This window comes from Trueperaceae bacterium, from assembly GCA_019454765.1.
GTDB lineage: Bacteria > Deinococcota > Deinococci > Deinococcales > Trueperaceae > JAAYYF01.
In genome coordinates this window covers 12,712-24,166 of the sequence record JACFNR010000028.1, presented here as the reverse complement: position 1 = coordinate 24,166, position 11,455 = coordinate 12,712, and the positions used below count along the sequence as shown (strand labels likewise).

Here is an 11,455-nt window from a genome sequence, read left to right as displayed (position 1 = left end):
GGCGGGGCGGTGAGCCGAGGGGCCGGCCGGCGCCGCGGGCCCGCCCCGGCAGGCCGCGCGCCGCTCTTGACCGGAGTCCTGGCCAGGCGCGCCCGCCGGTGCGAGGCTGCGGCGGTGGACCCCCTCACCGTCGGTGACGTCGCGAAGATGAAGATGGCGCAGCTCCTGCGCGGCGCGCCGGAGGCGCGCGCCGTGCTGCAACGGCACGGCGTGGACCCGCTGCAACGTTGCCACAGCGCCGCCCTGAACCACATGACCCTCAAGCAGGTGCTCGGGCGCACCTGCCCGGTGGACGACGTCGAGGCGACGCTCGCCGACCTCCTCGAGCTGCTCGGCGGCTAGCGTCAGGCGCCAGAGGCGGCGCGCTCAACCGCCCGGCCGCGCCCGCACCACCAGCAGCACGCTCAAGACCACGACGGCCATGCCCGCCATCCCCGCCGCCCCCAGCCGCTCGCCCGCGAACGTCATGCCGAGCAGCACCGCCACCACGGGGTTCACGTACGCATAGGAGGTGAGCAGCGCCGGCCTCACGCGCTGGTTCAGCAGGTAGACGTAGGCGCTGAACCCCACCAACGACCCGATCGTGATCAGGTAACCGAGCGCCAGGAGGGAGCCGGTCGAGGGCACGGCCACCACGCGCTCCCCGCGCAGGAGGCCGAGGGGCACGAACACCACGCCCGCCGCCAACATCTGCACGGCGGAGCCCATCCCACCGGGCGCTTGCGGCAGCTTGCGGCTGAGGGCGGACCCGAGGGCCCACGAGAACGGCGAGACGAGCAGGAGGGCGGCCGCGAGCGGGTTGCTGCGCAGCCCCGTCTCGAGGTTGAGGAGCAGCACGCCCAACAACCCGATGCCCATGCCGACGTAGTCTCCCCGGCCGGTGCGCTCGCCCATCAGGGCGAAGAAGAGCGTCAGCCATAACGGCATGGTCGCGACCATGACGGCCGCCAGGCCCGACGGCGCGCCGAACGACTGCGCCAACCCGACGCTGCCCATGCCGCCCACGAGCAGTAGCACCCCGGTGACGGCCGACCCAAGCCACTGACGGGGCGTGCCGGCCCCGCCACCGCGCGAGCGGACGAAGGCGTACATGAGCCCACCCGCGACCCCGAACCGCACGGCGAGCATCAGGTAAGGCGGCAGGTCCTCCACCGCGAACCTGATGGCCAGGTAGGTGGAACCCCACACGACGTAGAGGATGGCCAGCGCGACGGCCACGTCGAACGGCACGGGCCCGAGCTTGCGCGAACGAAGGGCCCGCAGGCGCGTCACGCGGTTCATCTTAAGGCGGGCGCGCCGCCCCGGCCGGCTGCCGGCGCCCGCGCCGCCGGTCTCGTCACGGCCGGCGCCGCGTCGGGTGGCGCCGGGTCAGGCGGGCCGCGGGTCGTCGCCCGCGCGCAGTCGCGCCGCGGCCGCGGCGACGGCCTCCATGGCGATGCGGTGGAACCCGCTCCCGAACGACACGCGCGCCACCCCGAGTTCGGCCAGGCGCTTCAGCGGTGGCGTGGCGTGAGTGGCCATCACGTTGACGGGGCCGGGCACTCCCCGCACGTACGCGGCGATGTCGTCGTCCGCCGCCAGCATGATCGGGAACACGCAGTCGGCGCCCGCCGCCAGGTACGCCTCGGCGCGGGCGATGGAGCGTGCGAGGCGCGTGCGCTCGTCACCATCGGCCCTGACGTGGAGGTCGACGCGCGCGTTGATGACGAGGCCGGTCCCCGCCTCGTCGGCGGCGCGCCGCAGCGCAGCGAGCCGCGCCGCCTGGGCGTCGGTGGGGATCATCCGGCGCGTCCGCGGGTCGCTGTCCTCGAGGTTGCAGCCGACCACGCCGACCCGCGCTAGGCGCGCCACCAGCTCGGCCTCGTCCAGCCCGTAGCCGTGCTCGACGTCGGCGGTCACCAGCACGTCGCGGCCGTCGCGCCGCGCCGCCGCCACGATGCGCCTCAGGGCGGCGAACATCTCGTCGACCGGCGTCCCCTCGCCGTCCGAGTAGCCCAGGGAGCGGGAGATCGCCCCGCTCGAGGTGGCGATGGCGTCGAGCCCGGCCGCGGCGAAGGCCGCCGCGCTGGCGGCGTCCCACGCGTTGGCCAGCAGGAGCGGCGTTCCGCCGTCGTGCGCCGCCCGGAGATGCGCCGCCCGCAGGTGCGCCGCCCGCAGGCGCTCCGCCCCGGCACGCAGCGCCGCGGCCCCGCCGGCGTCCGGTGGGGTCCCGCCCGCCCCGGCGGCGGCGCTGGTCAAGCTCCCTTCGGCTGGTAGCTGCCGACCTCCGACCGGAACGCGATGGCGAGGCGGTTCCAGGAGTTGATGTTCGTGATGGCCAGTGTGAGATCGACGAGCTCCTGCTCGCTGAACTGGCGCCGCACCCGCTCGTACAGCTCGTCGGGAACGTCGTTCTGTGAGATCAACGTGACGGCCTCCGTCCACTCGAGGGCGGCCCGTTCACGGTCGCTATAGAAGGGAGCCTCGCGCCACGCCGGCAACACGTACAGGCGCTGCTCGGTCTCCCCCGCCGCGCGCGCGTCCTTCGAGTGCATGTCGAGGCAGTAGCCGCACCGGTTGATCTGGGAGGCGCGCGTCTTGACGAGCTCCAGCAGCGAGTGCTCGAGGCTCCCGTGCCTCAGGTAGGACTCGATCTTCGCGAGGGCCGTGACCCCCTCCTTGGCCAGCTGCGAGTAAGCGATACGGGTCTGCATGACGCTCCTCCTGACGCTGCCGCGGCGCCCCGGCGGCGGCGCGGCTCGCGGAACCGCGACGGGCCGGGGGCACGCCGGGGCCACGTGACCCGACGATACCCCCGGCCCCCACGCCTAGCGGCCGCCGCCCGAACGTTGTCTCGACGCGCTGCGCGCGTCAGGGGGTCGGCTGGTTCGAGACCTGCTGGAGGACGAAGGTCGTGTCCCCGACGTACAGCATCGCCCCCTGTCCGTCGCGATCCGCCCAGAACTCGTACTGGGCGCCGCCGGCGGTGAACATCCCGTGCAGGGTGGCTTCGTCCAGGTGCGCCTGGAACTGGTAGCGCTGACCCTCGTCCTGAAGGTAGCCGACGTAACCGCCCTGGTTGCCGCTCACCGACAGCACGACCTTGCCGGCGTTGCCGACGAACGTGCCGGTCCAGTCGGCGGCGGGTTGCGGTTGCGTCATGCCGAAGGGGGGCTGCTGGCCGCCGGGCTGGCCCGGCACCTGGCCCGGGACCTGACCGGGCTGCTGGCCGGGGAAGCCCGTCTGCGGCTGACCCGGGAACTGACCCGGCGCCTGCGGGGGCAGCTGGCCGGGCAGCTGACCGGGCTGCTGAGCGGGGAACTGGCCAGGCTGTTGGCCCGGGAAGCCCGTCTGCGGCTGACCGGGGAACTGACCCGGCGCCTGCGGGGGCAGCTGGCCCGGCACGGCGCCGCTCGGCGCACCGCCCTGCCGCTGCAGCGCCACGGTCTGGCCCTGCTGCGACGGCTGCCCATCCGGACCCAACTCGAAGAAGGTGATCTGCAGCCACTGACCGTCGGGGCTGAGCTGCGCCTGGAAGCCGAGCACGCCCTGGCGCGACTGGATGGCGCCGTAGGCGCCCTGTTGGGAGGCCTGGCCCTGCAGCGGGAACTGCCCGTTGCTGCTGGTCAGGGCGCCGGTCAGGCTGCCGTCCCCTCCCTGTTGCAGCGCGATGCTTATCCCGCTGGCGGCGTCGGCGAACGTGCCGGTGTACTGCTGGGCGAACCCCAGCCCCGCCAAGGCGGCGAGGAGCAGAGCGGCGAGCTGACGGACGTGCATGTTTGCCTCCTGTCGTCGCGAGCAGCGTAGGAGACGCCCACTTAAATCCGCATTAATGCCCGTCGGGTGCGGCGGGGGCCTGCACGTCACCGCCGCGGAGGCGCGCGGCGACCTCGGCCACCAGCCCGTCGGCGCCGGCCTCGATCAGGTCGAGGACGCGCTCGAACCCCTGCGGCCCGCCGCCGTAGGGGTCGGGCACCTCGACGTCCAGCACCCCCGGCGCGAACTCCAGGAACATGTGCACCCGGGCGCGCACGGCGCTCGACGGTCCGCCCTGGCCGAACTCGCGCAGGATCCGGTTGTAGTTGCCGCGGTCCATGGCGATGACGTAGTCGAACCGCGCGGCGTCCTCGGGCTCGAGGCGGCGGGCCCTGAGCGCGCTCAGGTCGTAGCCGCGGCGCGCCGCGGCGCTAACGGAGCGGAAGTCGGGGGGCTCGCCCACGTGGTAGCCGTGCGTGCCGGCCGAGTCGACACGGACCGAGTCGGCCAACCCCGCGGCGACCAGCTTGGCACGGAAGACGCCCTCTGCCGTCGGTGAGCGGCAGATGTTGCCCATGCACACGAAGAGGACCGCCAGGCGCGGACCCGCGTTGGTTCCGGTGCTCGCCGTCACCCCTAGAGCGTACCGGGCGGCCGCCGGTTGGGACCGTGTGCCCCGCTCACGTCGGCACGGCCGCGGTCCGCTCCGTCAACCCCGCCGCGGGCCGCGCCGCGCGGCGGGCTTAGGGTGAGGGCGCGCGCCCGGAGGCCGAGTCGTCCCCCCGGGCGGAGTGGGAGGGAACGACATGAGCATCGCCGACAGGACCACCAAGACCACCTGGCGCGGTTCGCTTGACCTTGGCACCGGCGTGTTGAGCGGCAGCAGCAGCTCCGCGCTGGACGGCCTCGCCCTCACCTGGGCGTCGCGCACCAAGGCGCCGGGCGGCAAGACGAGCCCGGAGGAGCTTCTCGCCGCCGCCCACTCGTCGTGCTTCTCCATGGCGCTGACCATCAAGCTCGCGGAGCACCACCTCGAGGCGGAGCGGCTCGAGGTCACCGCCACCGTGTCGCTCAGCGACGTGAACGGGTTGCCCACGATCGACCGTTCGAGGCTGGTGGTGCGCGGCCTGGTCCCCGGCGCGGACGAGAAGCGGTTCGTGGCGATCGTCGACGAGGCGTCGAGGCTCTGCCCCGTGTCGCGGCTCTTCGCGAGCGCCAAGATCGACGTCGACGCCGCCCTCCTGAGCGCCTGAGCGCCGTGGCGGTGGCTGGGGCCCTCGCGGCGGCCCTGACACGCGAGCATCACGACATCGACGCGGGGTTCGAGGCGTTCCTGGCCGACCTCGAGGGGCCCGGCACGGCGCCGCCCGACACCGCCCCGCTGACGAGGGCGGTGACGGCCCTCAGGCGGCACATCTACTTGGAGGAGGCGTTCCTCTTCCCGGCCATGAAGGGCGCCGGCCTCTTCGCCGCGCTGCTCGTCATGCACCGCGAGCACGGCGAGATCTGGCGCTCCATGGAGCGCCTCGTCGCGCTGACGGAGGCGCTCGGGGACGAGGCGGGCGCCGCCGAGCGCGCCGAGGTCCTCGCCGAGTGCCGGGCGCTCCTCGCCATCGTCGACAAGCACAACGCCAAGGAGGAGCCGATCATCTACGCCCGCGCCGACGCCGACCTCGCCGGCGAGGCGGCCGAGCGGCTGGCGGAGTTCATGCGTGGCGGCAGCACCCCACCCGGTTGGGTCTGCCGCGCCGCCGGCGCCTGACGCGGGTCGCCCCGCGGCGGCCGTTCGCCGCGTGCCGCTAGGGCGAGCGCAGCGTCAACCCGACCAGCACGGGGTCGTGATCCGACGAGCGGTAGGGGTCCGGCGCGTAGAGGGCACGCAGGCCGGCCGACTTGAACGCCAGGCCGTAACCGATGAGGTCCGGCTCGTCGGCGTTGACGTGCCAGGCGGCCGCGCCCATCACCTGCCCCGCGAGCGTCCGCGAGGCGAGCGCGTAGTCGAGGGAGCCGACCTCGCCGCCGTAGACGTAGGTGTAGGCTCCCTCTCCGCCGAAGGCGGCGAGCAGGTCGGTCAGGTCGTCGGCGGTGCCCGGCTCCCCGTCGCGCCCGGCGAGCAGCGTCCGGACGGGATCCTCGCGCGCGTAGGCGTTCAGGTCGCCGAGGACGAGCACGTCGGGGTCCCCCGCGCCGGTCGGGTCGGTCGCCAACCAGGCGAGGAGCCGCTCCGCCGCCAACGTCCTGGTGAGGTTGCAGTTCGCCTGCACCGCGTCGTCGTCCCCCCTGCCGCACGGGGAGCCCTTGCTCTTGAGGTGGTTGACGACGACCGTGAACGCCTCGCCCGTCGCCGCCTCGGCGAACGTCTGCGCCAGGGCCGGACGGTTGCGCGCGGCGCTCCCGCCGCGCGGCCTGACGAAGGTCGGGTCGTCGAGCACCGCGGGCCCCCCGACCGGCCCGACGGCGGCCGGCCGGTAGACGAGCGCCACGCGGATGGCGTCGCTCCCGATGGGGCCGGTGCCGACGAACTCGTAGCCGGCGCCGCCGGCGTTCAGCGCGCTCACCAGGTCGGCGAGGGCGGCTTCGTCGGCGTCGTTCTCGACCTCGAGCAGCGCCACGACGTCGGCGTCGAGCGCGAGCAGGGCCGCCACGACCTTGGCGCGTTGCCGTTCGAGTTCGCGCGCGTTCGCGGCGCCGCGGCACTCCATGACGCCGGTCGGACCGCACGAGGCGCCGAAGCCGGTGAAGTAGTTCTCGACGTTGAACGAGGCGAGGCGCAGCGTGCCCTTCACGTCGGGCACGCCTGGGCGCGGGTTGGTGGGCAGGTGGGTGGCGCCCTGGGTGGGCTGGACGCGGTAGCGGCCGGCGCTGTAGTCGAGGACGCCGGTCACGCCCGCCAGGCGGTCGCCGCTCCTGAAGCGGTTGACGAGGTCGAACGGCGTGCCGTCAGGGTGCCGTGGCGGGTCGGGGTTCTGGCTGCCGCGACCGTCGTCCAGGAGGACGCGCGAGCGCGCCTGGAGGTCGGCGAGCTCGGCGGTGGCCGGGTCGCCCGGGGCTAGGCGGCTCGTCGGTTGGTACGGCCTGGTGGCGCCCGGTGGCGGGAGCGCCAGCAGGAGCTCGCCGTAGCGGTCGTACTCCTGGTGGTCGGCGATGACGAGTTCCTGCGGGAACGTGACGAGCATCCCCTCGAACGCCTCCAGGTCGGTCGCGGCGGCGAGAGGCAGCTTGATGCTCGCCGGGGTGGGGAGCGGCACGCCGGAGGCGCACACGACGACGTCGGTCACGTCGGTGAGCTCGGTGAGGCCCTGGTACTCCGCCACGCGGCCCGTCACCCTCACGAGGTCGCCCACGCGGACGTCGACGCGCGAGTCGTGGACGTACAGGCCCTCGCTTGTGCGCGGGTCGTCGTCCGCGTCGGCGTCCTCCGCCTGCACGGCGTAACCTCCGAGGTCGGTGCCGAACGGCTCGTCGCCGTCGCGCTTCTGGAAGTCGCCCACCACCACGCCCTGGACGGTGACGGCCGCGCCGGCGAGCGGGCTGGTGGGTCCGGCGCCCTGCACGGCGTGGATCGCGGTGACGAGGCCGACGCAGGCGGGCGGGGTCGTCCGGGCGTCGAGGGGGGCGCTCGTCGTCGGCGCCGGCGAGGGCGGCCGCACGCCGCGCGCGCCGTCGCCCTCGCCGGTCGGTCGCGACACGCAACCGACGAGGGCGAGCAGCAGCAGCGCCGCCAGCGCTTTCCGGACCTCGAAGGCGTGCACGCTTCCCCCCTCCCCCGCCGCGTCGCTCGACGGGCGGCTCCGTCAACCTACTACGGGCGCCGCGTGGGCCGGTCGCTTGACGCCCCTCCGCCCCTTGTCCTATCCTCTCGTCACCCCTAGTTACTGGGGGTAACGGCGCGTGGCCTCACGCCGTTGGCAACCGTTCGCGCCACCGCTCGAGGTTCGCATGCGTCTCATCATGGTCCCCGCTCGAGTCACCCTCTCCCGCTCCGCCCAGCCCACCACCGTCGAGTGGGACGCCGGCGGCGCCCTCCCCTCCCCCGCCCCCACCCGTCGGCTGCCCCGCCGGCCGCCGCCCGGCCGGCGGGTGGCCGGCGTCATCGACGCCTGGCGCTACGACGGGCGCTGGTGGGAGCCGCGCGAGCTGCACCGCGACTACTACCTGCTCGAGCTCGAGGGGGGCGCGCAGCTCGAGCTGTTCAGGGAGGGGGCGGAGTGGTGGGTGGCGAGAGCGAACGACTGAGCGCGCTCCTGAACGTGCACTCGTACTTCAGCCTGGGTGCGGGCACGGCCAGCCCCTCCACGCTCGTGGCGCGCGCCGCCGAGCTGGGCTACCGCTACCTGGCGCTCACGGACGACCTGAACGTCACGGGCGGCGTGGAGCTGTTCCAGGCGGCGCGGCGGCACGGCATCAGGGCCCTGATCGGCGCCACCGTGCCCGTGAGCGTCGAGGGCGAGGCCTACCCGTTCGTGCTCATCGCCGCCTCGCGGGCGGGCTACGGCACCCTGTGTCGCTTGATCAGCGTGGCGCACGCGCGCGACGAGAGGGACGTGCCCCTCCCCGTGCTCCTCGCCCACACGGAGGGCGTCGTCCTCCTGTCGGGCCCGCGCGACGGGGTGGTGGCGCAGCTCCTCGCCAAGCGCCGCGTGAGCGAGCTGGAGGCGCTCCTGCGGCAGCTGCAGGGCGCGTTCCCGGAGCGCTTCTACCTGCAGCTCTTCCACGACCGCTACCGCTGGGACGCGCGCCGCGCCCGCGTCATCAGGCGCCTGGCGCAGAGCCTCGGCCTGCCGGTCGTGAGCGCGCCGGAGGTGCGTTACGCGGCGGCGGACGACTACCGCCTCTACGACGCCCTCACCTGCGCCCGGCTGGGCATCAGCGTGCAGCAGCCCCACCCCAGGAGGCCGCAGAACGCCTGCCAGGCCCTCCCGAGCCCCGCCGAGGCGTTGGAGCGCCTGCCGTTCCCCGACGCGGCGCTGAACGCCGCCTGGGTGGCCGAGAGCGCCTACTTCGAGCTGCTGCCGGAGCGCCTCACGCCGCCCAAGGCGCGCGTGCCGGGGGGCGAGGCGCCCGAGCGCTACCTGGAGGAGCGCTGCTACGCGGCGCTGGTGCAGCGCTACGCGGGCGAGCGCCTGGCGGCGGCGCGGGAGCGCTTCGAGGAGGAGCTCGCCACCATCCGCGCCCTGGGCCTCGCCGACTTCTTCCTGGTGGCCGCCGAGGTGACGGACTACTGCCGCCGCCACGGCATCCTGGCGGCGGGGCGCGGCTCCGCGGCGGCGAGCATCGTCTGCTACCTCCTCGGCATCACCATGGCCGACCCCCTGAAGCACGACCTGCTCTTCGAGCGCTTCCTGCACACCGGCAAGACGAGCATGCCCGACGTCGACATCGACATCTCGTCGGCGCGGCGCGACGAGGTGCTGGCGTGGGTCGAGGAGCGCTTCGGACCCGACACGGAGGCCATGGTGTGCAACAAGATCACCTACCGCCTCCCCCTCGCCGTGCAGGACCTGGGCCGCGCCCTGGGGCTGCCACCCGAACTCCGCAACCGCCTCACCAAGGCGCTGGGGCGCGACTTCAGGGGGTTGCGCCCCCCGAGCGTGGCCAAGGCCGAGGTGGCGCTGCGCGAGGTGCTCGGCGCCGCGCCGGTGGCCGACGCCTTCCTCGCTCTCCTCGCCGGCATGGAGCGCAAGCACGTGAGGCACCTGGCGCCCCACTCGGGCGGGGTGGTGCTGGCGCGCGACCCCCTCACCCACTACTCGCCGCTCGAGCGCTCCAGCGGCGGCATCAAGCTCCTGCAGCTCGACAAGGACGACGCCGAGGCCATGGGCCTCATCAAGCTGGACCTCCTGGGGCTGCGCATGCTCGCGGCGCTCGAGCGGGCGCGCGAGGAGGTCATGCGCCTTGACGGCGTGTGGCTCGACCTGGCCGACCTCCCCGACGACGAGCGCGTGTGGGACCTCATCTCGGCGGGGGCCACGCTCGGGCTCTTCCAGGTCGAGAGCCCCAGCCAGCAGCACACGAGCCGCGTCATGAAGAGCCGCAACCTGCGCGACCTGGCGCACCAGGTGGCGCTCATCCGCCCCGGTCCCATCCAGTCGGGCACCGTGCACCCGTACCTCCGGCGGCGCCAGGGGCTCGAGCCCGTAAGCTACTGGCACCCGAGCCTCGAGCCGATCCTCTCCAAGAGCTACGGGGTGCTGCTCTTCCAGGAGGACGTGCTGCGCATCGCCGTCCACTTCGCCGGCATGAGCTGGATCGAGGCGGACCGCTTCCGCAAGAAGGTGTCCGACTGGAGCGAGCCATCGGACATCGAGCCGGACCGCCGGGCGTTCGTGGCGGGCGCCATGCGGCACGTGCACGCCACCCGGGACGAGGCGGAGCAGGTGTTCGACGCCGTGAAGGGGTTCCAGGGGTTCGGCTTCGCCGAGTCGCACGCCTGGGCGTTCGCCATCCACGCCTACGCCAGCGGCTGGCTGCGCGTCCACTACCCGGCCGAGTACCTCGCCGCCATCCTCACGGAGGAGCCCGGCATGTGGTCGCAGTCCACCAAGCGCCAGGAGGCGCGCGCCTGGGGGGTCCCCTTCCTGCCGTTCGACGTCAACGCCAGCGGCGTGCACTACCGTTGCGAGCGCGTCCGGACGGGCGACGCCGCGCCGGTGAAGGCCGTGCGCCCCCCGCTGGCGGCGGTGACGGGTATAAGCCACGACACGGCCCGCGCCGTCCTGCTGGAGCGGTTGCGGCACGGGCCGTACGCGGGCATCGACGACGCCCACCACCGCCTGCCGCTGGCCAAGGAGCAGTTCGAGGCGCTCGTGCGCGCCGGCGCCTTCGACGCGCTGCAGCCGCGTCGCGAGGCCCTCTACCGCGCCGGCGCCCTCGCCAACACCCAGCCGAGCGGCGAGCGCCCGCTGTTCACGGCCGCCCCGGACGCGCCCGGGTTCGCGCCCCTCACCCTGCAGGAGCAGTACGTGTGGGACTACCAGACCACGCGCCTCAGCACCCTCGAGGTGCACGCGATCGACTTCGTGCGCGACCAGCTGGCCGAGCTCGCCTGCGTGCCGTTGGCGCGGCTGCGGCGCGTGGCGCGGAAGACCGCGGTACGCACCGCCGGGCTGGTGGTGGGCAAGCAGCGGCCACCCACCGCCAAGGGGTTCGCCTTCTTCGTGTTGGAGGACGGCCCCGTGCGGGCGCAGCTCATCATCCCGCCCGACCTGTGGGACGAGCAGCGCGTGCTCCTGCGCGACGCCTCCATCCTCGTGGCGGACGCCACCGTGGAGGACACGGGTTACCAGCTCACCCTCAAGGCGCGGACGCTCGCGGGGTTGCCGGCGCCCGTCCACGTCCGCGGCTACCACTTCGCCTGAAGCCTCTCCCCTCCCCTATCGGGGGACGCGGCCGCCGGTCCAGGTGGGGCCGCGCGGCGCGGCCGCGCGCCTCGCCCGGAGCACCCGCCGCGGCGCCCGCCGGGAGCGGCTCGGCGGAAGTGGGGAAACCGCGGTACGGGATCGAGGCGCCGTCCCACGCGCCGCTCCGAGTACCCTCGGTTCCCCACCCACAACCGGTCCGCGCCGGCCGCCCGTCGCCTCACCCGCCCGCGGGACCCCGCCGCAGTACCCCGGTTTCCCCGTCACGCCCGCCGAGTACCCTAGCTTCCCCACATCGTCGGCCGCGCCACGCCGGGATGCGAACTACCTCACACCCGCCGGTCCCCTCCCTCTCCCCTTTC

The 11,455-nt window shown here is 74.1% G+C and carries 10 protein-coding genes and 1 pseudogene; 5 read left to right on the top strand and 6 right to left on the bottom strand.

Annotated elements, in window-relative coordinates:
• The first annotated feature begins 114 nt into the window (after nt 1-114).
• The gene (locus H3C53_08865; GenBank protein ID MBW7916776.1) at nt 115-342 is read left to right on the top strand and encodes a hypothetical protein; all 228 of its coding nucleotides are present in this window, start codon (nt 115-117) and stop codon (nt 340-342) included.
• Between the two features lie 24 nt (nt 343-366).
• On the opposite strand, the gene yedA is transcribed toward H3C53_08865, so the two are convergent.
• The 5 genes and pseudogenes from yedA to H3C53_08840 all read right to left on the bottom strand — a co-directional run bounded on the left by yedA (nt 367) and on the right by H3C53_08840 (nt 4,312).
• Nucleotides 367-1,281, bottom strand: a complete 915-nt coding sequence (gene yedA / locus H3C53_08860) for a drug/metabolite exporter YedA (GenBank protein ID MBW7916775.1) — start codon at nt 1,279-1,281, stop codon at nt 367-369.
• Nucleotides 1,282-1,368: 87 nt separating this feature from the next.
• Nucleotides 1,369-2,142: an isocitrate lyase/phosphoenolpyruvate mutase family protein gene (locus H3C53_08855; GenBank protein ID MBW7916774.1), complete on the bottom strand. Its 774-nt coding sequence runs from the start codon at nt 2,140-2,142 to the stop codon at nt 1,369-1,371.
• 92 nt (nt 2,143-2,234) lie between these two features.
• Nucleotides 2,235-2,693 carry a carboxymuconolactone decarboxylase family protein gene (locus H3C53_08850; GenBank protein ID MBW7916773.1) on the bottom strand — a complete coding sequence of 153 codons (459 nt, stop codon included), beginning with the start codon at nt 2,691-2,693 and terminating at the stop codon, nt 2,235-2,237.
• A 460-nt stretch (nt 2,694-3,153) separates the two neighbouring features.
• Nucleotides 3,154-3,378: pseudogene (locus H3C53_08845) on the bottom strand (hypothetical protein).
• Between the two features lie 430 nt (nt 3,379-3,808).
• A complete protein-coding gene (locus tag H3C53_08840; GenBank protein MBW7916772.1) occupies nt 3,809-4,312 on the bottom strand; it encodes a low molecular weight phosphotyrosine protein phosphatase in 504 nt (167 codons plus the stop codon).
• Between the two features lie 229 nt (nt 4,313-4,541).
• On the opposite strand from H3C53_08840, the gene H3C53_08835 reads away from it, so the two are divergent.
• Nucleotides 4,542-4,988 (top strand): OsmC family peroxiredoxin, encoded by a 447-nt coding sequence (locus H3C53_08835; GenBank protein MBW7916771.1) that lies wholly within the window; start codon nt 4,542-4,544, stop codon nt 4,986-4,988.
• Nucleotides 4,985-5,497: a hemerythrin domain-containing protein gene (locus H3C53_08830; GenBank protein MBW7916770.1), complete on the top strand. Its 513-nt coding sequence runs from the start codon at nt 4,985-4,987 to the stop codon at nt 5,495-5,497. Before H3C53_08835 ends, H3C53_08830 begins: the two co-directional genes overlap by 4 nt.
• 37 nt (nt 5,498-5,534) lie before the next feature.
• Here the strand turns inward: H3C53_08830 and H3C53_08825 are convergent, their stop codons facing one another.
• On the bottom strand, nt 5,535-7,487 hold the full coding sequence (locus H3C53_08825; protein MBW7916769.1) for an ExeM/NucH family extracellular endonuclease: 1,953 nt from the start codon (nt 7,485-7,487) through the stop codon (nt 5,535-5,537).
• A gap of 199 nt (nt 7,488-7,686) precedes the next feature.
• Here H3C53_08825 and H3C53_08820 point away from each other — a divergent pair, with 199 nt between their 5' ends.
• Both H3C53_08820 and H3C53_08815 read left to right on the top strand, forming a co-directional pair.
• Nucleotides 7,687-7,971: a hypothetical protein gene (locus tag H3C53_08820; protein MBW7916768.1), complete on the top strand. Its 285-nt coding sequence runs from the start codon at nt 7,687-7,689 to the stop codon at nt 7,969-7,971.
• Nucleotides 7,944-11,093: a DNA polymerase III subunit alpha gene (locus H3C53_08815; GenBank protein MBW7916767.1), complete on the top strand. Its 3,150-nt coding sequence runs from the start codon at nt 7,944-7,946 to the stop codon at nt 11,091-11,093. Before H3C53_08820 ends, H3C53_08815 begins: the two co-directional genes overlap by 28 nt.
• Nucleotides 11,094-11,455 lie beyond the last annotated feature (362 nt).

Coding starts and splice junctions, on each gene's coding strand:
- yedA (MBW7916775.1), bottom strand. CDS start 1,281: ATGAACCGCGTGACGCGCCTGCGGGCCCTTCGTTCGCGCAAGCTCGGG.
- H3C53_08850 (MBW7916773.1), bottom strand. CDS start 2,693: ATGCAGACCCGTATCGCTTACTCGCAGCTGGCCAAGGAGGGGGTCACG.
- H3C53_08840 (MBW7916772.1), bottom strand. CDS start 4,312: ATGGGCAACATCTGCCGCTCACCGACGGCAGAGGGCGTCTTCCGTGCC.
- H3C53_08835 (MBW7916771.1), top strand. CDS start 4,542: ATGAGCATCGCCGACAGGACCACCAAGACCACCTGGCGCGGTTCGCTT.
- H3C53_08820 (MBW7916768.1), top strand. CDS start 7,687: ATGGTCCCCGCTCGAGTCACCCTCTCCCGCTCCGCCCAGCCCACCACC.